Source organism: Streptomyces sp. NPDC051921, assembly GCF_040680975.1.
Lineage (GTDB): Bacteria > Actinomycetota > Actinomycetes > Streptomycetales > Streptomycetaceae > Streptomyces.
This window is the reverse complement of the sequence record NZ_JBFAXU010000009.1, coordinates 23202-48451: the sequence shown is the minus strand read 5'-3', so window position 1 is coordinate 48451 and position 25250 is coordinate 23202. Positions and strand designations below refer to the sequence as shown.

Genomic DNA, 25250 nt, shown 5'->3' with positions numbered 1-25250 from the left:
GCCCACGCGGCAGACGCGTGGGCGCATGCGGGGCGCCTCGGGCGGAGCCTGGGGAGCCGCGCGCCCGGCCTGATCGAAGGTCCCCGGAACCGGCCTCCGGGCGCGGCCCTCCCCCGGGCGCTTCAGGCCTGCGGGCGTCCGCTCGTCACGGCGTAGAAGGCCACCGCCGCCGCGGCGCCCACGTTGAGCGAGTCCACGCCGTGCGCCATCGGGATCCGGACCCACTCGTCCGCCGCGCGCAGGGCCTGCGTCGACAGGCCCTCGCCCTCGGCGCCGAGCATCAGGGCGACCCGCTCCAGCTTGTGGGGGGCCGCGTCGTCGATCGAGGCTGCCCGGTCGGCGGGGGTCAGGGCGAGCAGCTTGAAGCCCGCCTCCCGCACCGCCTCCAGGCCTCGGGGCCAGGTGTCCAGGCGGGCGTACGGGACGGAGAAGACCGCGCCCATGGAGACCTTCACCGAACGGCGGTACAACGGGTCCGCGCAGTCCGGGGAGAGCAGCACCGCGTCCATGCCGAGCGCGGCGGCGCTGCGGAAGATCGCGCCGATGTTGGTGTGGTCGTTGACCGACTCCATGACGGCGACCCGGCGGGCCGTGGCGAGGAGTTCCGGCGCCGTCGGGAGCGGCTTGCGCTGCATCGAGGCGAGGGCGCCGCGGTGCACGTGATAGCCGGTGACGCGTTCGGCGAGGTCCGGCTGCACCGCGTAGACGGGCGCCGGGACCTCGTCGATCACGTCGCGCATGACGTCGACCCACTTGGCGGAGAGCAGCATCGAGCGCATCTCGTAACCCGCCTGCTTGGCGCGGCGGATCACCTTCTCGCCCTCGGCGATGAACAGTCCCTCGGCGGGCTCGCGCCGGCGGCGGAGCTCGACGTCGGTCAGTCCGGTGTAGTCGCGCAGACGCGGGTCGTCGGGGTCGTCGATCGTGATGAGTTCGGCCACGGGGTGATACTGCCTTGTCCGGTGGGTGGTGCCAATGTGTGCGGGTCGCTCGTGGGCCTGTCTCAGGCGAGCGGCTTGTCGGGGCCTTCGTTCACGACGTCGCCGATGACGATCACGGCCGGCGGGCGGACCTCCTCGGCCCTGACCGTGTCCGCCACGGTCGCCAGCGTCGCGTCCACGCGGCGCTGGGTGGCCGTGGTGCCCTCCTGGACCAGGGCCAGCGGGGTGTCCGGGGACTTGCCGTGGGCGATCAGCGCCTCGGCGATCTTGCCGATCTTGTCGACGCCCATGAGGATCACGAGCGTGCCCGTGAGCTTGGCGAGGGACGCCCAGTCCACGAGGGAGCGCGGGTCGTCGGGGGCCACGTGCCCGCTGACGACGGTGAACTCGTGCGCGACGCCCCGGTGCGTGACCGGGATGCCGGCCGCGCCCGGCACCGAGATCGAGCTGGAGATGCCCGGGACCACGGTGCAGACGATGCCCTCGGCGGCCAGGGCCTGGGCCTCTTCCATGCCGCGGCCGAAGACGAACGGGTCGCCGCCCTTGAGGCGGACGACCGACCGGCCCTGCTTGGCGTGCTCGATGAGCGCGTTGTTGATGGCCTCCTGGGCCATGAACCGGCCGTACGGGATCTTCGCCGCGTCGATCACCTCGACGTGCGGGGGCAGTTCGCTGAGCAGGTCGCGGGGGCCGAGACGGTCCGCGATGACCACGTCCGCCTCGGCGAGGAGCCGGCGGCCCCGGACGGTGATGAGGTCCGGGTCGCCGGGGCCGCCGCCGACGAGGGCGACGAAGGGGGTGCGGGAGCGGTGGGCGGGCGCGGCGAGCGAGCCGTCGCGCAGGCCCTCGACGACCGCGTCCCGGACGGCGGCCGAGCGGCGCGGGTCGTGGCCGGTGAGCACGGCCACGGTGACGCCCTCGACGTGGCCGGTGGCCGGGGTCCAGGCGGTGGCCGCCTCGGCGTCGTCGGAGCGCACGCACCAGGTCCTGGTCCGCTCGGCCTCGGCGGAGGCGGCGGCGTTGGCGGCCGGGTCCGTGGTGGCGACGAGCGCGTACCAGGCGTCGGCCAGGTCGCCCTCCTCGTAGCGGCGCCTGATCCAGGTGATCTCGCCGGCCTCGGCCATCGCCTCCACCGAGGGCGTGGCGGACGGGGAGATCAGGGTGACCTCGGCATCGGCGGCGATGAGGGCGGGGAGGCGGCGCTGGGCTACCTGGCCACCGCCGAGGACGACGACGCGGCGGCCCGAGAGGCGCAGTCCGACGGGGTAGGCGGGGTGGTCGGCGTGCTCGGCCATGTGCGGGCGGCTCCTCGGAGGGGCGTGGGTGGGCGCTGGCCCACCTCACGATATCGGTGACCTGGGGTTGTCACGCTGTGACGGATGTCCCTCGGGCCGAGCGCCGTCGGTCGGTGCGTGGGGGACGTGCTGGGGACTTGCGCGGGGAGGACGTGCGGGGACTTGCACGGGGAGGACGTGCGGGGACTTGTACGGGGAGGACGTGCGGGGGCCTGTGTCCGGAACCCGGACACAGGCCGCGTCGCGCGCTTTCGCCGTCCGCGCCTGCTTCCGACTACTTCTCCGTGACGCCCGCGGAGTCGAAGGTCGCGACCTCGTGCATGGCGCGTGCTGCGCTCTGGACCACCGGGAGGGCCAGCAGCGCGCCCGTGCCCTCGCCGAGGCGCAGGTCCAGGTCGACGAGCGGGCGCAGGCCGAGCTTGTTGAGGGCCGCGACGTGGCCCGGCTCGGCGCTGCGGTGGCCGGCGATGCAGGCGGCCAGCGACTCGGGCGCGATGGCGCGCGCGACGAGGGCAGCCGCGCCGGTGGAGACGCCGTCCAGGATGACCGGGGTACGGAGCGAGGCCGCGCCCAGGATCAGGCCGACGAGCGCCGCGTGCTCCAGGCCGCCGATGGCCGCGAGGACGCCGATCGGGTCCGCCGGGTCCGGCATGTGGAGGTCGAGGGCGCGGCGGACCACGTCCACCTTGCGGGCGTGCATCTCGTCGTTGATGCCCGTGCCGCGGCCGGTGACCTCGGTCGGGTCGACGCCGGTGTAGACCGAGATGAGGGCGGCGGACGCGGTGGTGTTCGCGATGCCCATCTCACCGGTGAGCAGCGCCTTGTTGCCGGCGGCCACGAGGTCGCGGGCGGTCTCGATGCCCACCTCGATCGCGGCGACCGCCTCTTCGCGGGTCATCGCCTGGCCGATGGTGAAGTCGCCGGTGCCCGGGCGGACCTTGCGGGGAAGCAGGCCGGGGGTGGAGGGGAGTTCGCTCGCGACGCCCACGTCGATGACGCAGACCTCGGCACCCACCTGGTGGGCGAAGGCGTTGCAGACCGCGCCGCCGCCGAGGAAGTTCGCGACCATCTGGCCGGTCACCTCCTGGGGCCAGGCGGTGACGCCCTGGGCGTGCACCCCGTGGTCGCCCGCGAAGATCGCCACGGCGGCGGGCTCCGGGATCGGCGGCGGGCACACCCGGGAGAGGCCGGCGAGCTGGGCGGAGATGATCTCCAGCATGCCCAGGGCCCCGGCGGGCTTGGTCATGCGCTTCTGGCGCTCCCAGGCCTCGCCGAGCGCCTTCGCGTCCAGCGGGCGGATGTTGGCGACGGTCTCCTGGAGCAGGTCGTGCGGCTCCTCGCCGGGCAGGGCGCGGCGGCCGTACGTCTCCTCGTGGACGACCCAGGACAGCGGGCGGCGCTTGGACCAGCCCGCCTGCATCAGCTCGGGCTCGTCCGGGAACTCGTCGACGTAGCCGACGCACAGGTACGCGACCACTTCGAGGTGCTCGGGCAGGCCGAGGGCGCGGACCATCTCGCGCTCGTCGAAGAAGCTGACCCAGCCGACGCCGAGGCCCTCGGCGCGGGCGGCGAGCCAGAGGTTCTCGACGGCGAGGGCCGAGGAGTAGGGGGCCATCTGCGGCTGCGTGTAGCGGCCGAGGGTGTGGCGGCCGCCCCGGGTCGGGTCGGCGGTCACGACGATGTTGACCGGGGTGTCGAGGATGGCCTCGATCTTCAGTTCCTTGAACTGCTTGGCCCGGCCCTTGGGCAGCGACTTCGCGTACGCGTCGCGCTGGCGCATGGCCAGTTCGTGCATGGAGCGGCGGGTCTCGGCGCTGCGGATGACGACGAAGTCCCACGGCTGCGAGTGGCCCACGCTGGGCGCCGTGTGCGCGGCCTCCAGGACGCGCAGGAGCACCTCGTGCGGGATCGGGTCGGAACGGAAGCCGTTGCGGATGTCGCGGCGCTCGCGCATCACGCGGAGCACGGCCTCGCGCTCGGCCTCCGCGTAGCCGGGGGCGCGGTCGCCCGCCGTCGCTTCGGTGTCCGGGGTCGCCGCGGCCTCGTCCGGGGTCTCCGTGGCGTCGGCGGCCACGGCCGGCTCCTCGGTGGCCGGCTGCCCGACGAGCTGCTGTTCGCCGAGCTGTTCCTCGACCGTGGTCGGCGTTTCGGGCTGCGGGGCGGCCTCGGCGCCCGGCTCCGTGGCGGGCTGCGGTGACACGGTCTGCGGGGCCTGCGCCTCGGGCTGCGTTTCCGGGATGTCCTCCGCCACGACGGGGACCTCCTCGGCCGTCGCCTCGATCGGGGCCGGGGCGGGGGCCGCCGCCGGCTGCTCGGGCGCGAGCCCCGGGGCGGGCTCGGCGGCCTGGGCCTGCTGCACGGCGGGCGCGGGCTCGGGGGTGGGCTCGGCGGCGGGCGCGTCGACGACGACGGGCTCGGCCACGACCTGCTCGGCCGGGGCCTCCTGCTCGGCCTCGCGCGGTGCGGGCACCGGGGCCGGGACCTCCTGGACGACGGGCTCGGCAGCGAGCTCGACGACCAGCTCCTCCACGACGACCGGCTGCTCGGCACCCGGCTCCTCGATGGTGACCGGCTGCTCGCCGACCGGCTGCTCGGCGAGCGCCTCCTCGACGGTGACCTGCTGCTCGCCGACGACCGGCGCGGCGACGGCTTCGGCCACGACCGGCTCCACGACGGGCTGCTCGGCCGCGGGCTGCTCGGCCGCGGGCTGCTCCACGACGGGGGCTTCCTCGACGGCGGTCTCCGCCGACGGGGCCTCCGTGGCGGGAGCCTCGACGACCTGCTCGGCCACGACCGGGGGCACCGGCTCGACGACGGCCTGCTCGGCCACGATCGGCTCGGCCACGACCGGCTCGGCGGGGGCCTGCTCGGCAGGGGCGGGCGCGGCCTGCTCCGCCGGCACCGGCTCCTCGGCCGACGGCGCCTCGGGTGCCGGCGACGGGGTCGGGGCCAGGTGCGGGGCGGTCGGGACGGAGCCCTCGACCGGGACGAACTGGGCGACCGGCGGGACGACCGTTTCTTCGGGCTCCTGCGGCTGCGCGGGCCACGGCACGGCGCCCTGCGGAGCGGTCTGCTGGTCCTGCGGGACGTCCAGGTACTCGGGGCCGGTCGTCGGCGGGCCCGGGGTGCGCACCGGCATGGGGGCGGGCGCGGCGGCGGCCGGGGCGGGGACCTGCGTGGGCACGGGCTGCGGGGCCGGGGCGGCGGGGCCGCGGTCGGCGAGCGAACGGACGACGCCGGTGGCGTCGGGGACGGGCGGGCCCATGTGCAGCGGACGGCGGGCCGGCGTCGGGCCCGCGGGCATGCGGACGGCTCCGAGGTCGACGGAGCCGGAGTCGCGGCCGGCGGCCTCGTGGGCGCCGGTGTCGAGGATGCCGGGCTCGTAGCCGTGGTCGGCGAGCACGGGCTCATGGGCGGCCAGGGGCACGCCGTGCGCGGGGGTGCCCTGCGGCGGGAGCTGGACGCCCTGCGGCGGGGTGGCGGTGACCTGCTCCAGGGGGGCGGTCAGCGGGTCCACGAACGCGGGGGCGGGCACGGTGACCGGCGGCGCGGGCGGGACACCCGGCTGCTGCTCGCTCCAGGCGCCCTGGGCGCCCGGCATCAGGAGCAGTTCGTCTTCCTCGGCTGCCGTCTCGGAGGGGTCCAGGAAGGTGTACGCGCCCGGAGCGGGGATGCCCGGCTGCTCGACCATGCCTGCGTTCTCCGGCAGCCCCTCGCCCGGGACCTGGCCGGTGTCCGTCATGCTGCGTACCCCTCGCCCATCGGTTGTGCTCCTTCAGACCTTGCCCGTCGACAAGAACGAGCGTGCGCGCCGCGTGGCACGAGGCGCGCGGACACCCATGCATTGTCGCGGCCTTCGGCCATCGTGGCAGGCGGATCCGCCACGGTGCGCTGTGGACTGCGCCACGTCGCGCCGTCCCCCGTTGCTCCGTACCACATCAGCGACCCAATGGAGCCACTACTTCCGGACATTGGGGAACAAAATGCCGAACGTCCGGGTGCGGTACAACAATCGGCCAGCCTACCCCGCCTGCCGGGCGGTGCGATCACTCAGGTCCGGTGGCCGGACAGCAGGAAGACGACGGAGCGGGACCGTTCGGCGAAGTCGCCCGGGTCCAGTCCGACGGTCTGGAGCAGAGCGCATTCGACCTGGTAGCCACCGTCGGCGAGGGCGGCGCCGACGGCCTCGGCCTCGTCGCGGGTGGCGGCGTGGGCGACGATCCGTTCGGGCCTGCGGTCGGTGCAGGCGGTGACGACGGGGACTCCCCCGCCGCCGACGCGGACCACATCCGGCTCGGGCAGGCGTTCCAGGACGTGCGGGGCACGTCCGGACACGGTCTGGAGCTGGACCCCGGCGCGGCGGGCGGCGGCCTCGGTGCGGGCGCAGGCCTCGGGGTCGGTGTCGACGGCGATGACGGCGGCGCCGAAGCGGGCCGCCTCCACGGCGAAGGCTCCGCCGGCGCAGCCGATGTCCCAGACGAGGTCGCCGACGCGGGGGCCGAGGCGGGCGAGTTGGGCGGCGCGCAGGGTGGCGTCCTGGCCGCTGCGGCCGTCGGTCTCCTCGGTGGGCAGGGCCCAGCCGCGTACGGACGGGGTGTCGTGGCCCATGAGCCAGCCGCCGGTGGAGCTGCCGCCGATGACGAGGACGACGTTGGGGTCGCGCCAGGCGTGGTCGGCGGCCTTGTCGGAGGTGAGGACGGTGACCTGTTCGCGTTCGGTGCCGAGTTCCTCGCAGATGACGAAGGTGCGGTGCACGCCGTCGAGGAGGAGGGCGAGTTCGGCGGGTCCGGCGCCCGGGGAGGTGAGGACGGCGACCTTCGGGTGGGCGCGGCAGACGTTGACGGCGCGGCGCAGGGTGCGCTGGTGGGCGACGACGATCTTGGCGTCGTCCCAGGGCATGCCGGCCCGGGCGAAGGCGGCGGCCACGGAGGAGACGGCGGGGACGACCTCGACCTCGAGGCCGTGCTCGGGGGCGCGCAGGGTGCGGACGACGCCGAAGAAGCCCGGGTCGCCGTCGGCGAGGACGACGGCGGTGCCGCGGTGTCCGGCGATCCGGCGGGCGGCGAGGTCGACGCTGCCGAGGCGGACGCGTTCGGCGGCGGCGGGTACTTCGGGCAGCGCCAGGTGGTGCGCGGCGCCGGCCACGAGCGTGGCGGCGGCGAGGGCGGACCGGGCCGCTGCGGTGAGGGGCGAGCCGTCCCAGCCGATCACCGTGACCCGGTCGGCCATCTGTGTCTGTCTCCCTGGGCGTGTGTGCAGGTCGGGGGCGGTTCGAGCCTACCTGGACGGTCAGCTCCAGTCGGCGTACGTGGAGAGTCCCGCGTCGGCCATCTGGTCGGCGACGCCGTCCAGGTCCTCGGGAAGGAGGCTCCAGACGATGAGGTCGGTGCGGATGTCGGTCCATTCGCCGGACTCGGTCTGGCTGCGCGCTATCCAGGCGTTGCGCAGGACGCCCTCGCTGATGCAGCCGATCTTCTGGGCGACCTGCTGGGAGGCGGTGTTGTCGGCGGCGGTGCGCAGTTCGAGGCGTTCGAAGCCGCGGTCGCCGAAGAGCCACTGCGCGGCGGCGAGGACGGACTCGGTGGCGTAGCCCTCGCCGCGGGCCCAGGGGGCGGTGACGTAGGCGACCTCGGTCGCGCGGGTGCGCCAGTTGGTGCTGTGGAGGTGGAGGGTGCCGACGAGGCGCTGGGTGAGGAACTCGGTGACGGCGAAGACGATGCCGCGGCCTTCGGTCCGTTCAGCAGGAGCGATCCTGCGGACCCAGGCCTCGGCGTCGGCGCGGGTGTAGGGGTGCGGGACGGAGGTCCAGGCCACGACGAGTTCGTCGTTCATCATCTCCACGAACGCGGGGATGTCGGCCTCTTCGTACGGGCGCAGCACCAACCGGTCCGTGCTGATGGAGATGGACGGGAAGGTCGTAGTCATCTGCAACTCCATACGTGAATGACCGTGAACGCACAGCATGCAGCATGCGACTGCCGCCGCGCATGCGCGGGTGAGCCGAAGGCCCCGTGCGCCGGACGGGGCGCAAGGGGCCTTCTGGGTGTGGACGTTACCGCGAGGGCTACTTGGCGGGAGCGCCGAAGGCCGGGATGACCGAACCCTGGTAGGTGTCCTCGATGTACTTCTTCACCTCGGGCGAGTTGAGGAGCTTGACGAGCTTCTGGACGCGGGCGTCCTTCTCGTTGCCCTCCTTGACGGCGAGGAAGTTGGCGTAGGGGTTGCCCTCCGCCTTCTCCAGGACGAGGGCGTCCTTCGCGGGCTGCAGCTTGGCCTCGATCGCGTAGTTGCCGTTGACGACGGCGGCGTCGACGTCGTTCAGGGCGCGGGGCACGGTGGCGGCCTCCAGCTCCTTGAACTCCAGGCCCTTCTTGTCGGTGATGTCGGAGAGCTTGGCGTCGGTGCCGACGCCCGCCTTGAGGGTGATGAGCCCGTTGTCGGCGAGCAGGTGGAGGGCGCGGCCCTCGTTGGTGGTGTCGTTGGGCACGGCGATGGTCTGGCCGGCCTTGATGTCCTTCACCGACTTGACCTTCTTGGAGTAGAGGCCGAGCGGCTCCAGGTGGACGTCGACCACCGGGACGATGTGGGTGTTGTTCTTCTTGTTGAAGTCGTCGAGGTACGGCTTGTGCTGGAAGAAGTTGGCGTCGACCTGGCCGGTCTCGGTGGCGGTGTTCGGCAGGACGTAGTCCGTGAACTCCTTCACCTCCAGCTTCAGGCCCTCCTTCGCGGCGAGCTTGTCCTTGACGAAGTTGAGGATGTCGGCGTGCGGCGTCGGGGACGCGGCGACGACGAGCGGCTTGTCGGCGGCGCCGGCCGCGTCCTTGGCGGAGGACGGGTCGGACGAGGTGCCGCAGGCCGTGAGACCGAGGGCGAGGGCGGCGGTGGCGGCGATGCCCGCGGTGATCTTGATGTTCTTGCGCACGAAGAGTGCCTCTTTCCGGTGGAGCGGTGATTTCGCCCTGGACGACAAGTCCGGGCTCTTCTTCGGGTTGCGAAGTCTGGGGTGCCGTCAGGCGGTGCGGCCGCGGCGGGCGAGGAGGCGGACGATCCCGTCGCCGACGAGCTGGACGACGGTCACGATCGCGACCAGGACGACGACGGTGACCAGCATGAAGGTGGTGTCGAAGCGCTGGTATCCGTAGGTGACGGCCTTGGAGCCGAGGCCTTCGCCGCCGACCGCGCCGGCCATCGCGGAGTAGCCGATGAGCACGATCACGGTGGTGGTGACGGCGGAGACGAGCGAGGGCAGGGCCTGCGGGAGCAGGACCTTGCGGACGATGGTCGGGATGCCGCCGCCCATGGCCTGGACGGCCTCGACGAGTCCGTGGTCGACCTCGCGGATCGCGGTCTCGACGAGCCGGGCGAAGAAGGGGATGGCGCCGATCGCGAGCGGCACGATCATCGCGGTCGGGCCGATGAAGGTGCCGACGACGAAGGTGGTGAACGGGATCAGGGCGATCAGCAGGATGATGAAGGGCAGCGAGCGGCCCACGTTCACGATCGCGCCGACGACCTTGTTCACCGGCCGGTTCTGCAGCAGTCCGCCCTTGTCGGTGAGGACGAGGAGGATGCCGAGCGGGAGTCCGCCGAGGACGGTGACGACGGTGGCCCACAGGACCATGTAGAGGGTGTCGACGGTGCCCTGCTCAAGGAGCGGCTGCATCTCGGACCAGGTCACTGGGCACCTTCCTTCACCAGCACGGACGCCTGGGCGGGCACGTGCGGGTCCTGCGGTTCGACGATCTCGACCTGGAGGCCCTGCTCGCGCAGGAAGCCGACGGGGACGACGTTCTCCTCGTAGCGCCCGGGGAGTTCGATCCGCATGCGGCCGATCTGGCGGCCGCCGACGGTGTCCATGGCCGCGCCGAGGATCGAGATGTCGATGTTGTACGTGCGGGAGAGCTGCGAGATCACCGGCTGGGTGGCGGTCTCTCCGTGGAACGTCACGTCCACGACCGTGCGGTCGGGAGCGGTGGCGGCGCCGCTGACCGGGAAGAGCTCGGCGGCCAGCTGCGAGCCGGGGGTGGCGAGCAGCTCGCCGACGGTGCCGGACTCGACGACGCGGCCCTTCTCCATGAGGGCGGCCGAGTCGCAGATGGTCTTGACGACGTCCATCTCGTGCGTGATGAGCAGGACGGTGAGGCCGAGCTGCTGGTTGAGGTCGCGCAGCAGCTGGAGGATGGAGCGGGTGGTCTCCGGGTCGAGGGCGCTGGTGGCCTCGTCGGAGAGCAGGACCTTGGGCTTGCCGGCGAGGGCGCGGGCGATGCCGACGCGCTGCTTCTGGCCGCCGGAGAGCTGGCCCGGGTAGGACCTGGCCTTGTCGGCGAGACCGACGAGGTCGAGGAGTTCCAGGGCGCGGCGGGCGCGCTCGGCGCCGGGGACGCCGAGGATCTCCAGGGGGAGCTCGATGTTGTCCTGGACGGTGCGCGAGGACAGCAGGTTGAAGTGCTGGAAGACCATGCCGATGCTGCTGCGGGCGCGGCGCAGGTCCTTGCCTGCGCGGCGGCTCTTCCCGGCGAGGGCGGTGAGGTCGACGCCGTCGACCGTCACGGTGCCGGAGGTGGGGCGCTCCAGGAGGTTGACGCAGCGGATGAGCGAGGACTTGCCGGCGCCGCTCTGGCCGATCACGCCGAAGACCTCGCCCTCGCGGACGTGGAGGTCGACGCCGTCCAGAGCGGTGACCTGGCGGCCTCGCGACTCGTAGACCTTGGTCAGGCCCGTAGTGGTGATCACAGGGTTTCCGTCACTGTCGAGTGCGCGGCGCATGGTTCCGCCGGGCACGGCATTCGTCATTCGGAAGTCAGGCGCATGGCGGCCGGTCGCGGCGGTGGGCCGGGAGGCAGCGTGTGCGCGGGGCGGAGCGCGGTCCGCCGCCGGAGCGGCGTGCGGATCGGCTCGGCCGTCGGGGCTCGCTTCGGGGCGCGATCTCGGCGGGGGCCCTCAGTTGGCGCACATTCGACACATACAACGAGCACCGGGCGTCTGGTTCGCCTCGGTCGCAAGGGTGCGGCTGCTCGTCGTGGTCATGGCTGCAAGTAAAGCATGCAAACGTGCGAACGAAAGGTGGATGTCCGAATAGCGGACATCGGTGAGACGCCATGCGGACAGCTCGGAGCGGTGCGCGATACGGACCGGGGGCCGCCGACGTGCTCCGCTCCCCCGGGTGCGGCCTGGGCCGGCACCACGGAAAGACCGCCCGCGACCACGCCGGTACGGGCTCGGCCCGATCGCGGGTTGTGGCCAAGGCCACGGTCCGAGGGCCCGCCGCGCGGGCGACGGAACGCCAGGAGGGGCGCCCGGCGGGGACGCCCCCGAGGACCACGCGGCGGGCCGGGCCGCCCTCCGGCTTCGCGGCCGCGAGCGCGGCAGCGGGCGGGGCAGCGCACAACGGCCCGGGGCGGGGCGGGGCGGGGCGGGGCGGCGTACCCGGCTGGCGTGCCGGGCGGCGCGCGCGGCCCGGGGCAGCGCACAACGGCCCGTGGCGGGACGGCGCACCCGCCAAGCGAGCGGGGCGGCGCACCCGGCCGCGTGCGGGGCGACGCACCTCGCGTGCGGGGCGGCGTGCCGAGACGGGTGCCGGGCGCCGTGCCGCTTCCCGCCGGTCGGCCCCGGGGAGACCCGTCGGCCGGACCCACGGGGAGGGGTCGCGCGCATCGGGCCATTCGGCCCGTAATACCCTCGGGCGCATGCTTGACGCCCTGACGGTCGCGGTATCGGTGGCCGCGCTCGCCCTCGCCGCCTGGTGCGGCTTCGCCTTCACCCGGAACCAGCCCACCAAGGACTGGCACTTCATCGGCATGGCCGTGGTGACCGTCCTCGCGCTGGTGCAGCTGGTGGTCGGCATCGTGCAGCTGGCGCGCGGCGAGACCGCCGAGGAGGGCACGACGATCTTCGTCGCCTATCTGCTGGGCGCGCTGTGCGCGGTGCCCGCGGCCGGTCTGATGTCGCTGACCGAGCGCAGCAAGTGGGGTTCCGCGACGGTGGCGGCGGGTGCGGTGGTGCTCGCCGTGCTCGAAGTGCGTCTCTTCGACATCTGGACGGTGGGCTGACCATGACGACGACCGAGACCGAGGGCGCCCCCACGACCGGCCGCCTGGTGAAGGGGCCGGGCCTGCTGCTCGTCTGGTTGTACGGCGTGATGTCGGTGGGCGCGGTGTCCCGCTCGATCTACCAGATCGCCACCGAGTTCGACCGTGCGCCGCTGGCGTACGGCCTGTCGGCGGTGGCGGCCGTCGTCTACGCCTTCATCACCTACACGCTGGTGCGGGGCGGCGAGACGGCCCGCAGGGCGGCGCTGGTGTGCTGCGCCGCCGAGCTCGCGGGCGTCCTGGTCGTCGGGACGTGGACGCTGGTCGAGCCCTCGGCCTTCCCGGACGCGACGGTCTGGTCGGACTACGGCTACGGCTACGTCTTCATCCCGGTGCTGCTGCCGCTGACGGGCATCTGGTGGCTCCGCCGGGCGCGGACCGCCTAGGCGGCGGCTGCCAGCAGCAGCGCCAGGGCGCCGCAGGCGTCGAAGACGCCGCACCACTCCGACCAGGCCCGGGGCACGACCCGGTCGCGGAGGTGGTGCACGAGGTCCCAGGCCGCGTGCCCCAGCCAGCCCACGGCCAGGACGACCAGGGCGACCGTGCCGTCGACGGCGACCGCACACAGGGCGAGGGCGGCGAAGCCGGCCAGGCCCACCAGCTGACCGGCGAGGACGCCCGGCCGCCGTAGTTCGCCGCGGAAGGCGCCGAAGGCCAGGTAGAACAGCGGCATCGAGGCCAGCACGGGCGCCAGGACCTTCGGACCGGGCAGGCCGTCGAGGAAGGTCAGGGCCGCCAGGGTGAGTGCGACCACGGTGGGCCAGCGGTGCGAAACGGCGGTCATCCGGTGCCTCCCGGGCGCGAGAACGGGTGAGAACGAGAACGGGTGAGAAGGAGCGGCGACCACCGTCCCGGTCGCCCGGCCGCGAGCGGAAGGCGCACGCTCCCCCGTGTCCGTCCCCTTGGGGTGGCTGTCCTTCCGGCATAGGGTCGGCGGCATGGCGGAGCGGCTCATGGTGGTGGTCGGTTACGAGGCGGCCGAACTGTTGGACATCGCGTGCGTCACCACGACCCTGGCCATGGCCAACGGGATCGGCGCGCCCGCCGTCCCGTACCGCGTCCTCCTGGCAGGCCCCGGCGGAGCCCCGCTCGTCTGCGGCTCCGGGCTCGTCCTCGGCAGCGAGCGGTCCCTGGAGCGGCTCGTCGGCCCCGTCGACACGCTCATCGTCTCCGGCGGCACGGGCTTCGAGCGGGCCGCCGCAGACGCCCGGCTCGTCGGGCACGTCCGGCGCCTGGCCCGGGAGAGCCGCCGGGTCGCGTCCGTGTGCACGGGGGCGGGGGTGCTGGCCGCCGCGGGGCTCCTCGACGGCCGCCGGGCCACCACGCACTGGCGGTTCGCGCGGCGGCTCGCCGAACGGCATCCCGAGGTCATCGTGGACCCGGCCCCCATCTACGTCCGCGACGGGAACGTCTACACGGCGGCCGGTGTCACCAGCGCGCTGGACCTCACCCTCGCCTTCGTCGAGGAGGACCACGGCCCGGAACTCGCCCGGCAGGTCGCCCGGGACCTCGTGGTCTATCTCCAACGACCGGGAAACCAGGCGCAGATGAGCCTGTTCACCGCGACCCCGCCGGCCCGGGACGACGTGGTGCGCGCACTCGTCGAGCACATCGCGGCCCATCCGGACGCCGACCTGAGCACGGCGGCGCTGGCGGCGCGGGCCGGGGTGACGCCCCGCCACCTCACGCGCCTGTTCACCGAGCAGCTGGGCGGATCGCCGGGCCGGTACGTCCGGCAGGCCCGTACCGAGGCCGCCGCGCAGCTGCTCGCCTCGAGCACGCTGCCGATGGCCGGGGTCGCGGCGCGCTGCGGGTTCGGCAGCGCCGAGGCACTGCGGCAGGCGTTCACCGACCGGTACGGGATCTCGCCGTCCCGCTACCGGGCGGCGATGCGGCCGGCGCGGGAAGGCGGCCGGCGGGACGACGCGGGCGCGGGGCGGGACCGGGGCCAGGAGGCGTCTCCTCGATCACGCCCCGGCCCGGCATGATCGGCGCGCTCCCCTAGGCCGCCTTCTCCAGGGTGACCAGGGTGAGGGTCGGCCCGATCTCGCGGGTGGAGACCTGCGCGTAGCCCTTGCTGCGGTAGAGCCGCAGATTGCCCTCGCTGCGGTGTCCGGTGAAGAGCTGGAAGCGCTTGGCGGCGGGGGCCGGTTCGTCCGCGTAGTGGGCCTCGATGGCGTCGAGGAGTCGGCCGCCGAGGCCGTGGCGCTGCATGCGGGGGTGCACGATGAGCTTGGCGATCCGTACGGTGCCGTCCTCGTCGAGCCGGCCGCGCACGGAGGCGACGATCTCGTCGCCGAGGCGGGCGACGAAGCCCTGTCCCTCGGCGAGTTCGGCACGCAGGGCGTCGAGCGACTGGGTGAGCGGCTCGATGGACCAGTCCTGGTAGATCTCCGCCTCACGCTGATAGCAGAGGAACTGCAGCTTGAGGATGTGCTCCGCGTCGTGCGTCGCGTCCGCCGCTGAGATGGTCACGCTCATGCCCATGTGTGCATGCCTCCCGCTCACCTGGTCCGCCGTCGGTCTACGGCACCCTTCCCCCAACGCCGGGGGCGGGAACCTCCGCAGCCAGCATTCTGCGCAGGCATCCCAGGCAACGGGAACGCATCGGCCCCAGACTGCCTTGTGAGATACCCAACGCTCCTGCGATTTCCCGGTAGGTGGGGTCGGCGGGATGGAGCATCGCGGTCAGCAGCCGGGGGCAGTGGCCGGGGGTGCGGCGCACGGCGGCACGCAGGACACGGCGGCGCTCGGAGACCAGCGCGGAGGTCTCGGGCGAGCGGTGCGCCTCCTGGGCCGGCTCGCCGTGGTACGGGCGTTCCCGGGCGGAGGCCCGGCGGGCGCGGCGGGCCTCGGCGCGCACGGCGCGGCGCAGCCAGTCGGCGGGGCGGTCGGGGGCGCCGTCCTCCTGGAGCCGCTCCAGGAGGCGCAGCCAGACGGCCTGTTCGAGGTCGTCCGGCTCGACGCCGGCGGCCGGGGCCTCCGCCCGGGACTCGGCGGCGAGCAGCGGCGTGAGGGTGGCGAGCAGCGTTTCTCGGGAGGTCATGCCCGCGACGATGCAGGGCGGGCCGCCGGTGGTTGCGGGCCCGGCCGCAAACCACCCGGTCGGGGGTAGGGGGCCGGGCCGCGCGGTGTCTCAGCGGTCCGAGAAGTCCGCCGCCGCGAGGAGTGCCGTGTCGGCGTTGTCGGAGAAGATGCCGTCGATGCCCGTCGCGAAGAAGCGCCGGAGCGCCCCGAAGGCGTCGCCGTAGGCGACCGGGTCGGTCCCCCGGCGGTACTCGGCCGGAAGGAAGCTGTTCTCGTTGCGCTGCGTGTACGGGTGGAGGATCAGGTCCTCGGCGTGCGCGTCGCGCACCAGGGTGGTCTCGGTGCCGAGCCGGCCGCTCGCGTCCCGGGGCAGGATCAGGTCGATGGTGGGTCCGATGCCCTGCGCGTACGAGGCGATCCAGCGCAGTCCTTCCGGCGTGACCAGGTCGGCGACGGTGCGCGGGTCACCGGACTGGACGAAGTCCCAGGGGCGGGTGCTCGCGGCGGACAGCAGCACGACGCGCGGGGAGTCCACGAGGCGGGCCAGGCGCTGGATGCTGCTCGGCTCGAAGGACTGGAGGAAGACCGGGGAGTCGGCGCGGTGGCGGCCGTAGCGGCGGAGCAGTCGGGCGAGCCGCTCCTCCAGGGCGAGGCCGAGGGAGCGGAAGTAGGTGGGGTGCTTGGTCTCGACGTGCAGCCACACCTCGCGGCCGCGGCGGCGGCCCTCCTGCTCGGCCCAGCGCAGCACCTCCTCGAAGGTGGGCACGGCCCAGCGTCCGTCGTAGAGGGTGTTCTCCTGGCGGGTGGCCGGAATGCGCTCCTTGGCGCGGAGGGTCTTCAGCTCGGCCAGGGTGAAGTCCTCGGTGAACCAGCCGGTGAGGGGGACCCCGTCGATGGTCTTCGTCGCCTTCCGGGAGGCGAACTCGGGGTGGTCGGCGACGTCGGTGGTGCCGCCGATCTCGTTCTCGTGGCGGCAGACGAGGTGCCCGTCCTTGGTGGGGACGAGGTCCTGCTCGATGACGTGCGCACCCATGTCGAGGGCGAGCTGGTACGAGCCGAGGGTGTGCTCGGGGCGGTAGCCGCTGGCGCCGCGGTGGGCGATGACGGTGGGGACGGGCAGCGAGCGGTAGCCGTGACCCGTGCGCCGACGGTCGTGGCCGGCGTCGGCGGCGACGGCGGACTGCACGGCCTGCGCGGTGCCGCCGGCGAGGACGGTGGATCCGCCCAGGACGGCCGCTCCGGCGGCTCCGAGGACGGCTCGTCGGGCCGGGGTCCGGCGCTCAGGCTGTGTCATGAACACTCCTTCGGTGTGATGTCCCGCACCTGTCAACTGCGGTCCCGACGCTAGGCAACGCCCCCCTACGGGCGGCAGACCTGCGCGGAACATGGCGGAAACACACGTCAACACGACGTATCCACTCCGTGAACCCGATGTGCGACACGCCGTGACCCGCGAGTATCGTCGCGATCTGCACATGTCGGCTCCGTGCGAGCCGCCCGCCCGACACCGGAGGAACCGTTGTCCCGTCTCGCGATCATGAAGGCCACCCTGGGCCCGTTCCTGCGCCTCATGTTCCGCCCCCGCGTCGAGGGCGCGGAGAACGTCCCCGGCACCGGGCCGGTCATCCTCGCGGGCAATCACCTGACCTTCATCGACTCGATGATCATGCCGATCTGCCTGGACCGCCAGGTCTTCTTCATCGGCAAGGACGAGTACGTGAAGGGCACGGGTCTCAAGGGCCGCCTGATGGCCTGGTTCTTCACCAGCGTCGGCATGATCCCGGTGGACCGTGACGGCGGCCGGGGCGGCGTGGCCGCGCTGATGACGGGGCGTCGGGTCCTGGAGGAGGGCAAGATCTTCTCGATCTACCCCGAGGGCACCCGCTCCCCCGACGGGCGCCTCTACCGCGGCCGCACCGGCATCGCGCGGCTGACCCTGATGACGGGCGCGCCGGTGGTGCCGTTCGCGATGATCGGCACCGACAAGATCCAGCCGGGCGGCGCGGGCGTCCCGCGCCCGGGCCGGGTCACGGTCCGCTTCGGCGAGCCGATGGAGTTCTCCCGCTACGACGGGATGGACCGCGACCGCTACGTCCTGCGGGCCGTGACGGACTCGGTGATGGCGGAGGTCATGCGGCTCTCGGGCCAGGAGTACGTGGACATGTACGCCACCAAGGCGAAGGAAGCGGCGTAGCACCACCGCACCCGACAGCACAGGAGGGCGCCCCCGGTTCCGGGGGCGCCCTCCGTCGTGCCCGGACGCGTCAGTGCTCGACGCCGTCGGCCAGCTTCTGGCCCTTCAGCAGGAACCAGGCCGCGACCGCGGTGGCCAGCAGGACCGCCGCGCCGACCCCCGACGCGATGCGCAGGCCGTCGACGAAGGCCTCCTGGGCGGCTGTGACCAGCGCGTCGGCCTGGGCCGGGGCGAGACCCGCGGAGGCCTCGACCGCGCCGCCGAGCGAGTCGTGGGCCGCCGCGGCGGTGTCGGCCGGAATGCCGGCCGGGGCGGCGAAGCCCCGGTAGACACCGGTCACGATGGAGCCGAGGAGCGCGATGCCGAGGGCCGCGCCCAGCTCGTACGCCGTCTCCGAGACGGCGGAGGCGGCACCGGCCTGGTCCTTGGGGACGGTCGAGAGGATCACGTCGGCGGTGACGGTGAAGGCGAAGCCCGCGCCGACGCCGACGACCAGCAGGCTCGCCCCGAGCAGCGGGTAGCCGGTGGACTGCCCGATGGCGGTCAGGGCCGCGAGGGCCAGGCCGATGGCGCCGAGACCGCCCGCGACGACGGCGCGCACGCTGTGGCGGCGGGCGACGCTGCCCGCGACCAGACCGGCCGTCACCGCGCCGATGGCGGCGGGCAGTTCGGCGAGTCCGGCCTCCAGCGGCTGGCGGCCCTGGACCAGCTGGAAGAACTGGGACAGGAAGAACACCAGGCCGGACAGACCGAGGATGGTCAGCAGGTCGGCGGTGACCGCGGCGGAGAAGCCGCGGTTGCGGAACAGGCGCATGTCCAGCAGCGGCGTCGGCAGGGTGAGCTGCCGGCGCACGAACCCGGCCAGGCCGCCGATGCCGAGGAGGGCGGCCACGGCCACGCCGTAGGTGAGGCCCTCGGACGCGAGTTCCTTGACGGCGTAGACGACGCCGATCATGCCGACGAGGGAGAGGCCGACGCTGGGCACGTCCCACGGGCCCGGGTTCGGGTTCCTGGACTCGGGGATCAGCTTGGCGCCGACGAGGACCAGGACGGCCATCACGGGCAGGTTGATGAGGAAGACCGAGCCCCACCAGAAGTGTTCGAGGAGGAACCCGCCGACGACCGGGCCCACGGCGGCGCCGGCGGAGGCCATGGCTCCCCAGATGCCGATGGCGAGGCTGCGCTCGCGCGGGTCGTGGAACAGGTTGCGGATCAGGGCCAGCGTGGAGGGCATGAGGGTGGCGCCGGCGACGCCCAGCAGGGCGCGGGCCACGATCATCATCTCGGGGCTGGTGGCGTAGGCGTTCAGCACGGAGACGGCGCCGAAGGCGATGGCTCCGGTCAGCAGCAGCTTCTTGCGGCCGATGCGGTCGCCCAGGCTGCCCATGGAGACCAGGAGGCCCGCGATGACGAAGGAGTAGACGTCGCCGATCCACAGCAGCTGGGTGCCGGAGGGCTGGAGGTCCTCGGAGAGGAACGGGGTCGCCAGGCCGAGGACCGTGGCGTCGACCGCCACGAGCAGCACGGCCAGGACGAGCACGGCGAGGGCGAGCCACCGGCCGGGACGGCGCACGCCCTCCGTATGGCTCTCGTGCGTGACGGGTTCGGTGATCACTTCTCCACGCTCCTGCGCGCTCCGCCGAGCAGCAGCTCGGCGATCATGTACTGAATGTCGTTGGCGGCGACCCGCCCGTCGGCGACGGCCCAGGCACCCGAGCCGATCAGGCCGTAGAAGGCCTCGCAGAGCCAGGCGGGGGTCAGGTCGATCCGGAAGGCGCCCTCTTCCTGGCCGCGCCGGAAGAGCCCGGCAAGCCGGTCGTCGAGGCGGGTCCAGCCCGGGTTCTGCTGCTCGCCCTCGAAGAGCTGGTTCTCGGTGTAGAGGAAGGCGAGCAGGGGGGCGACCGGCTCCGAGGCGCCGATCAGGCGCCGGACGGCCTCGTCGGCCGGCCCCTCGTCGAGGCGGGCCGCGTCGAGCGCGGCCTCGGTCTCCTCGATGCACATCTGCTCCAGCGCCCGGACCAACGCGTCCCGCCCGGCGAAGTGCCGGTGCAGCGTGGCCCGGCCGATCCCGGCCGCCCGGGCGACCTCGTCCATCGTGGCGGTCGCCTTGCGGGAGAGCAGGGCCGCGGCGGCGTGGAGCACCTGGGTGCGGTCGACTGACATGAGACAACCATACACCGAATGAGACATCAATGTCTCATTCGAAAATTCGATGCCTCACAACGGGCGGGGAGGAATGCTGCGGACATGATGAAGCCGCTGCTGTTGATCGACGTGGACGGACCGCTGAACCCGTATGCGGCGCAGCGCGAGCGCCGCCCCGAGGGGTACACGACCCACCGCATGCGCCCGAGCGGCCGGCCGGACCCGAAGCCGCTGCGGGTGTGGCTGAACCCCGGGCACGGGGACGAGCTGCGCGCGCTCGCCGGTGCGCACGAGCTGGTCTGGGCGACCACGTGGAAGGGCGAGGCCAACGAGTGGATCGGCCCGCGTCTGGGGCTGCCCGAGCTGCCGTACGTCGACTGGCCCCAGATGCACGGAAAGGCCCCCCGCGGGACCTTCTGGAAGACGCAGTACATCCTGGAGTACGCACAGGGGCGGCCGTTCGCCTGGGTGGACGACGACATCACCTCGTACGACCACGAGTACGTGGAGCAGAACCACTGCGCCGCCGCCCTGCTGCTGCACGTCGATCCCCGGCTCGGGCTGCTCCGGCCGGACTTCGACGTGCTCGCGGACTGGGCGGCGGCGCTGTAGGAACGGGATTCAGTTCTTGGCGGTGGCCCAGGCGTGCTGGATCACCAGGTCCGCCTTGACCTCGACCAGCTGGGCGGCGACCGCCGACGGGGCGGTGCCGCCCCGGCCGTCGCGGGAGGCGAGGGCGCCGGGCACGTTGAGGACCGTACGGACCTCGGGGGTGAGGTGCTCGGAGATCTTGGCGAACTGCTCGTCCGTCAGGTCGTCGAGCTCCTTGCCCTCGGCCTCGGCGACCTTGACGCACTCGCCGGCGACCTCGTGCGCCACCCGGAAGGGCACGCCCTGCTTGACCAGCCACTCGGCGATGTCGGTCGCGAGGGAGAAGCCGGCCGGGGCGAGCTCCTCCATCCGCTCCCGGTTGACCGTGAGGGTCGCCATCATGCCGGTGAAGGCGGGCAGCAGGACCTCCAGCTGGTCGCAGGAGTCGAAGACCGGCTCCTTGTCCTCCTGGAGGTCCCGGTTGTAGGCCAGCGGGAGCGCCTTGAGCGTCGCCATGAGACCGGACAGGTTGCCGATGAGGCGGCCGGACTTGCCCCGGGCCAGCTCGGCGATGTCCGGGTTCTTCTTCTGCGGCATGATCGACGAGCCGGTGGAGAAGGCGTCGTGGAGGGTCACGAAGGAGAACTCCTTCGTGTTCCAGATGATGATCTCCTCCGCGATGCGGGAGAGGTTCACCCCGATCATCGCCGTGATGAAGGCGAACTCGGCGACGAAGTCGCGCGAGGCCGTGCCGTCGATCGAGTTGCCGGCCGAACCCCGCTCGAAGCCGAGGTCCTTGGCCACCGCCTCCGGGTCGAGACCGAGCGAGGAGCCCGCGAGGGCGCCGGAGCCGTACGGGGAGACGGCGGTCCGGGTGTCCCACTGCCGCAGCCGCTCGGCGTCCCGGGAGAGGGACTGCACGTGGGCGAGCACGTGGTGGGCGAAGAGCACCGGCTGGGCGTGCTGGAGGTGCGTCCGGCCCGGCATGGCGACGTCCGGGTGCGCCTCGGCCAGGCCGACCAGGGCGTCCTGGAGCTCGGCGATCAGACCGCCGATGATCCGGGCGTGGTCCCGCAGGTACATCCGGAAGAGCGTGGCGACCTGGTCGTTGCGGGACCGGCCGGCCCGCAGCTTGCCGCCGAGCTCGGCGCCGAGGCGCTCCAGGAGGCCCCGCTCCAGGGCGGTGTGGACGTCCTCGTCGGCGATGGTGCCGACGAAGGAGCCGTCGGCGACGTCCGCCTGGAGCTGGTCGAGACCGGCCAGCATGCGGGTCAGCTCGTCCTCGGTGAGGAGCCCGGCCTTGTGCAGCACGCGCGCGTGGGCACGGGAGCCGGCGATGTCGTACGGCGCGAGACGCCAGTCGAAGTGGACCGACGCGGACAGCTTCGCCAGGGCCTCGGCGGGGCCGTCGGCGAACCGGCCGCCCCAGAGCCGGACGTCACCGTTGTTGCTGCTCACTGCTGTGCTCCTCAGGACAGTGTCTGGATGTGCGGCCGCCTCCCTGCCGCGTCCTTCGACGGCGTACGGAACAGGGAGGCGGCTTGTTCAACGTGCGGGGGTCAGCCCAGGTCGCGCTTCGCGGCGATCTTCGCCGAAAGGGCGAAGATGTCGATGAAGCCCTGCGCCTTCGACTGGTCGAACGTGTCGCCGGTGTCGTAGGTGGCGAGGTTGAAGTCGTACAGCGCCTCGGCGGACTTCCGGCCGGTGACGACGGCGCGGCCGCCGTGCAGGGTCATCCGGATGTCGCCCGTGACGTGCTGGTTGGCCTCGTTGATGAAGCCGTCCAGGGCGCGCTTGAGCGGGGAGAACCACAGGCCGTCGTAGACGAGCTCGCCCCAGCGCTGCTCGACCTGCCGCTTGTAGCGGGCCAGCTCGCGCTCGACGGTGACGTTCTCCAGCTCCTGGTGGGCGGTGATCAGGGCGATCGCGCCGGGAGCCTCGTACACCTCGCGGGACTTGATGCCGACGAGACGGTCCTCGACCATGTCGATCCGGCCGATGCCCTGGGCGCCGGCGCGCTCGTTGAGCTGCTGGATCGCCTGGAGGACGGTGACGGGCTTGCCGTCGATGGCGACCGGGACGCCCTCCTTGAAGGAGATGACGACCTCGTCGGCCTCGCGGACGACCGCCGGGTTCTGGGTGTACTCGTAGATGTCCTCGATCGGGGCGTTCCAGATGTCCTCGAGGAAGCCGGTCTCGATGGCCCGGCCGAAGACGTTCTGGTCGATGGAGTACGGGGACTTCTTGGTGGTCGCGATCGGCAGGTTCGCCTTCTCGGCGAAGGCGATGGCCTTGTCGCGGGTCATCGCGTAGTCACGGACCGGGGCGATGCACTTCAGGTCCGGGCCGAGGGCCTGGATGCCGGCCTCGAAACGCACCTGGTCGTTGCCCTTGCCGGTGCAGCCGTGCGCCACGATCGAGGCGTTGTGCTTCTTCGCGGCGGCCACGAGGTGCTTCACGATGGCCGGCCGGGACAGGGCCGAGACCAGCGGGTAGCGGTCCATGTAGAGGGCGTTGGCCTTGATCGCCGGGAGGCAGTACTCGTCGGCGAACTCGTCCTTGGCGTCCGCGACCTCGGCCTCGACCGCACCACAGGCGAGCGCGCGCTTGCGGATGACGTCCAGGTCCTCGCCGCCCTGGCCGACGTCCACGGCGACGGCGATGACCTCGGCACCCGTCTCCTCGGCGATCCAGCCGATGGCGACGGAGGTGTCCAGGCCGCCCGAGTAGGCGAGTACGACGCGCTCGGTCACGGGGTTCTCCTTACCTTGCAACCACTGATGGGTATAACTATGCAGTCCTCCGTATGTTTTGTCAACGCGCTCCCCTTCGGGTCCCTGCACGGACGGAAAACCGCAGGCAGGAACGGGTGTACGGGCCCTAGGCTCCGTGCATGACGAGCCAGGAGCTGCCGCTGGACGCGGTGATACGGGGTCTCGCGCGCGGACGCGCGCTCGGCACAGTGCTGGACGTGTGGCGCCCGGGGGCATGGCTGGAGCTGGACGAGCGGATCCGCAGGGGATACGCCTGGCGCGGCGACGGCTACCCCACGCACCGCTGGCTCGCGACCGGCGCGCGCCCCGCGGTGCCGCGGGGCCTCCTCGGCGCCCCGGCACCCGCCGAGGGGGAGCTCGCCCTCGCCCTGTGCGACTCCGACGGGCGGGTCCGTGCCGCCGCACTCCCTTACGCCGCCGAACGCCCCGCCGTCCTCCCGTTGGTCGCGATCCGCGCGGCCGACTGGGCCGCTCCGGTACGCGAGGAGGCCCACGCGGCCCTCGCCGCCGCCCTGCCCGGCGCCGAGGCCGACGCGCTGGCCGTCACCGCCCCGGTGATCCTCCGCCTCAGCGGCCGACTGCGCGGGGGCGCGGCGGCCGCGCTCCTCCGGGAGGCGCTGCGCACCGCCCCGCCTGCCACCGTCTCCGCCCTCCTGCTCAACCGGGACCGGCCCACCCGCCGGCTCGCCCTGGACGTCGCGGTCGAGCGGCGGTCGCTCACGCCGACGGAGCTGGCCCGGATCGCCGCGTACGACATCGACGTGGCCGTACGGGACCGGGCCGCCACGGCCGCCCTCGCCGCCGGCGTCCCCGACGAGACGCTCCCCCTGCTGCTCGCCGCCCGCTCCGGCGGCGTGCGCTCGGCCGGGGTCACCGCCCTGCGCAAGGCCGGCCGGGCCGCGGAGGCCGAGCCGTTCCTCCACGACCGGTCGGGCCTCGTCCGGGCCTGCGCCCGCTGGGCGCTGCGGCAGGACGGCCGGGATCCGGTGGCCCTCTACCGGGCGGCCTGCGCGGATCCGGCGACCGTGCCCGACCGGGCGCCGCTCGGGCTCGCGGAGTGCGGCGAGCGGGGGACGGACCTGCCGGTGCTGTGGGAGCTGACCGGCCACGAGCGCGCGCTGGTGCGCACCTCCGCCGTCGCGGGCCTGCGCGTCCTCGATGTGGCCGACTTCGCCCGGCTCCTTCCGCTGCTCGACGACCCGGCTCCCGGGGTCGTACGGGAGGCGGCGCAGGCCCTGCTGCCCTGGGCGGACCGGCTGCCGGAGGAGGAGCTCCTGCGGCGCACCGGCCCCGGCCGGCCGGCGCACGTCCGCGTCCGGGCGCTGCGGCTGCTGCGCGACCACGGCTCCTGGGCCTACACGGAGACGGCCGGGCGGCTCGCCGAGGACCCGGACCCGGTGCTGCGCGCCCAGGTCCGTCGGGCCCTCGGCATCGAGGAGGCCGGCGCCCGGACCCCGCGCGTCCCCTGGTGGTTCGGGCGGCGGTGACCGGACCGTGGAACACCCGGTCACCCGTCGTGCCCCGCGACCACAATGGGCCGCATGGGAAAAACGTACGAACGCATCGACGGACGTCTCCGCGCCTTCATCGAAGCCCAGCCGCTCTTCTTCACCGCCACCGCCCCGCTCGCCGGCGGCGGGCATGTGAACCTCTCCCCCAAGGGGCGCCGGGGCACGCTCGTCGTCCTCGACGAACTCACCCTCGCGTACGTGGACTTCGGCGGCAGCGGCGCCGAGACCCTGGCGCATCTGCGCGAGCCGGGCAACGGGCGGATCACGCTGATGTGGACCGCCTTCTCCGGGCCGCCGACCGTCGTGCGGGTGCACGGTACCGGAGACGTCGTGCTGCGCGACGACCCGCGGTTCCCCGAACTCTTCGCCCGTTTCCCGGCGGAGGCGGTGGAGGGCCAAGGGGGGGTGCGGGCGATCGTCGTGGTGCACGCCCGGCGGGTCAGTGACGCCTGCGGCTACGCCGTCCCCCTGATGGAGTACCAGGAGGAGCGGCAGCTGCACGCGGACTACTTCAACCGCAAGTCGGAGGAGGAGTTCGACGCGTACTGCGCGCGCAAGGACCACATCGCCACCAGCCTCGACGGGCTGCCCGCGCTGCCCCTGCCGCTGCCGCCGCTCCCCCGGACGGTCCGCTAGCCCGGCGGGGACGGCGCGGGGCGCTTAGCCTCGCGCCATGCGCACCCT

General features: G+C 73.3%; 23 protein-coding genes. 7 read left to right on the top strand and 16 right to left on the bottom strand.

Annotation, left to right across the window (positions count from 1 at the left end; all coding sequences use genetic code 11):
* Nucleotides 1–122: 122 nt before the first annotated feature.
* From AB0M16_RS14230 to AB0M16_RS14195, 8 genes are all read right to left on the bottom strand, one after another.
* Nucleotides 123–941 (bottom strand): RNA methyltransferase, encoded by an 819-nt coding sequence (locus AB0M16_RS14230; protein ID WP_365342450.1) that lies wholly within the window; start codon nt 939–941, stop codon nt 123–125.
* A 62-nt stretch (nt 942–1003) separates the two neighbouring features.
* Entirely contained in the window at nt 1004–2236 is a 1233-nt protein-coding gene (cobA, locus tag AB0M16_RS14225; protein WP_365342448.1) for a uroporphyrinogen-III C-methyltransferase, read from the bottom strand.
* Between the two features lie 274 nt (nt 2237–2510).
* Nucleotides 2511–5978: a nicotinate-nucleotide--dimethylbenzimidazole phosphoribosyltransferase gene (gene cobT / locus AB0M16_RS14220; protein WP_365342446.1), complete on the bottom strand. Its 3468-nt coding sequence runs from the start codon at nt 5976–5978 to the stop codon at nt 2511–2513.
* A gap of 308 nt (nt 5979–6286) precedes the next feature.
* Nucleotides 6287–7465, bottom strand: a complete 1179-nt coding sequence (cbiE, locus tag AB0M16_RS14215) for a precorrin-6y C5,15-methyltransferase (decarboxylating) subunit CbiE (protein WP_365342444.1) — start codon at nt 7463–7465, stop codon at nt 6287–6289.
* Between the two features lie 60 nt (nt 7466–7525).
* Nucleotides 7526–8200 (bottom strand): GNAT family N-acetyltransferase, encoded by a 675-nt coding sequence (locus AB0M16_RS14210; RefSeq protein ID WP_365342442.1) that lies wholly within the window; start codon nt 8198–8200, stop codon nt 7526–7528.
* 100 nt (nt 8201–8300) lie between these two features.
* A complete protein-coding gene (locus AB0M16_RS14205) occupies nt 8301–9158 on the bottom strand; it encodes a MetQ/NlpA family ABC transporter substrate-binding protein (RefSeq protein ID WP_365342440.1) in 858 nt (285 codons plus the stop codon).
* An 87-nt stretch (nt 9159–9245) separates the two neighbouring features.
* Nucleotides 9246–9914: a methionine ABC transporter permease gene (locus AB0M16_RS14200; RefSeq protein WP_365342438.1), complete on the bottom strand. Its 669-nt coding sequence runs from the start codon at nt 9912–9914 to the stop codon at nt 9246–9248.
* Nucleotides 9911–10969, bottom strand: a complete 1059-nt coding sequence (locus AB0M16_RS14195; RefSeq protein WP_365342436.1) for an ATP-binding cassette domain-containing protein — start codon at nt 10967–10969, stop codon at nt 9911–9913. The genes AB0M16_RS14200 and AB0M16_RS14195 overlap by 4 nt, the downstream gene beginning before the upstream one ends.
* Nucleotides 10970–11922: 953 nt before the next feature.
* Between AB0M16_RS14195 and AB0M16_RS14190 the strand changes: the two genes are divergently transcribed.
* Entirely contained in the window at nt 11923–12285 is a 363-nt protein-coding gene (locus tag AB0M16_RS14190; RefSeq protein WP_365342434.1) for a hypothetical protein, read from the top strand.
* 2 nt (nt 12286–12287) lie between these two features.
* Entirely contained in the window at nt 12288–12710 is a 423-nt protein-coding gene (locus AB0M16_RS14185; RefSeq protein WP_365342432.1) for a hypothetical protein, read from the top strand.
* Here the strand turns inward: AB0M16_RS14185 and AB0M16_RS14180 are convergent.
* A complete protein-coding gene (locus AB0M16_RS14180; protein WP_365342430.1) occupies nt 12707–13108 on the bottom strand; it encodes a hypothetical protein in 402 nt (133 codons plus the stop codon). The genes AB0M16_RS14185 and AB0M16_RS14180 overlap by 4 nt on opposite strands.
* 154 nt (nt 13109–13262) lie before the next feature.
* On the opposite strand from AB0M16_RS14180, the gene AB0M16_RS14175 reads away from it, so the two are divergent.
* On the top strand, nt 13263–14312 hold the full coding sequence (locus AB0M16_RS14175; RefSeq protein WP_365342428.1) for a helix-turn-helix domain-containing protein: 1050 nt from the start codon (nt 13263–13265) through the stop codon (nt 14310–14312).
* Between the two features lie 13 nt (nt 14313–14325).
* Here the strand turns inward: AB0M16_RS14175 and AB0M16_RS14170 are convergent, their stop codons facing one another.
* The 3 genes from AB0M16_RS14170 to AB0M16_RS14160 all read right to left on the bottom strand — a co-directional run bounded on the left by AB0M16_RS14170 (nt 14326) and on the right by AB0M16_RS14160 (nt 16645).
* A complete protein-coding gene (locus tag AB0M16_RS14170; RefSeq protein WP_365342426.1) occupies nt 14326–14811 on the bottom strand; it encodes a GNAT family N-acetyltransferase in 486 nt (161 codons plus the stop codon).
* A 37-nt stretch (nt 14812–14848) separates the two neighbouring features.
* Nucleotides 14849–15370, bottom strand: a complete 522-nt coding sequence (locus AB0M16_RS14165; protein WP_365342424.1) for a sigma-70 family RNA polymerase sigma factor — start codon at nt 15368–15370, stop codon at nt 14849–14851.
* A gap of 90 nt (nt 15371–15460) precedes the next feature.
* A complete protein-coding gene (locus AB0M16_RS14160; protein ID WP_365342422.1) occupies nt 15461–16645 on the bottom strand; it encodes a glycerophosphodiester phosphodiesterase in 1185 nt (394 codons plus the stop codon).
* A 225-nt stretch (nt 16646–16870) separates the two neighbouring features.
* Here AB0M16_RS14160 and AB0M16_RS14155 point away from each other — a divergent pair, with 225 nt between their 5' ends.
* Nucleotides 16871–17545 carry a lysophospholipid acyltransferase family protein gene (locus tag AB0M16_RS14155; protein ID WP_365342420.1) on the top strand — a complete coding sequence of 225 codons (675 nt, stop codon included), beginning with the start codon at nt 16871–16873 and terminating at the stop codon, nt 17543–17545.
* 70 nt (nt 17546–17615) lie between these two features.
* On the opposite strand, the gene AB0M16_RS14150 is transcribed toward AB0M16_RS14155, so the two are convergent.
* Together AB0M16_RS14150 and AB0M16_RS14145 are read right to left on the bottom strand one after the other, a co-directional pair.
* Entirely contained in the window at nt 17616–19157 is a 1542-nt protein-coding gene (locus tag AB0M16_RS14150; RefSeq protein WP_365342781.1) for an MFS transporter, read from the bottom strand.
* Nucleotides 19157–19708, bottom strand: coding sequence for a helix-turn-helix domain-containing protein (locus tag AB0M16_RS14145; protein ID WP_365342418.1), 552 nt, complete (start codon nt 19706–19708; stop codon nt 19157–19159). The genes AB0M16_RS14150 and AB0M16_RS14145 overlap by 1 nt, the downstream gene beginning before the upstream one ends.
* An 87-nt stretch (nt 19709–19795) precedes the next feature.
* Between AB0M16_RS14145 and AB0M16_RS14140 the strand changes: the two genes are divergently transcribed.
* Nucleotides 19796–20302, top strand: coding sequence for an HAD domain-containing protein (locus AB0M16_RS14140; protein WP_365342779.1), 507 nt, complete (start codon nt 19796–19798; stop codon nt 20300–20302).
* Nucleotides 20303–20311: 9 nt separating this feature from the next.
* Here the strand turns inward: AB0M16_RS14140 and argH are convergent, their stop codons facing one another.
* A complete protein-coding gene (gene argH / locus AB0M16_RS14135; RefSeq protein ID WP_365342416.1) occupies nt 20312–21739 on the bottom strand; it encodes an argininosuccinate lyase in 1428 nt (475 codons plus the stop codon).
* A 101-nt stretch (nt 21740–21840) separates the two neighbouring features.
* Nucleotides 21841–23034: an argininosuccinate synthase gene (locus AB0M16_RS14130; RefSeq protein WP_365342414.1), complete on the bottom strand. Its 1194-nt coding sequence runs from the start codon at nt 23032–23034 to the stop codon at nt 21841–21843.
* Nucleotides 23035–23174: 140 nt separating this feature from the next.
* On the opposite strand from AB0M16_RS14130, the gene AB0M16_RS14125 reads away from it, so the two are divergent.
* Both AB0M16_RS14125 and AB0M16_RS14120 read left to right on the top strand, forming a co-directional pair.
* The gene (locus tag AB0M16_RS14125; protein ID WP_365342412.1) at nt 23175–24542 is read left to right on the top strand and encodes a hypothetical protein; all 1368 of its coding nucleotides are present in this window, start codon (nt 23175–23177) and stop codon (nt 24540–24542) included.
* A 54-nt stretch (nt 24543–24596) separates the two neighbouring features.
* Nucleotides 24597–25202, top strand: a complete 606-nt coding sequence (locus AB0M16_RS14120) for a pyridoxamine 5'-phosphate oxidase family protein (protein ID WP_365342410.1) — start codon at nt 24597–24599, stop codon at nt 25200–25202.
* The last annotated feature ends 48 nt before the right edge of the window (nt 25203–25250 follow it).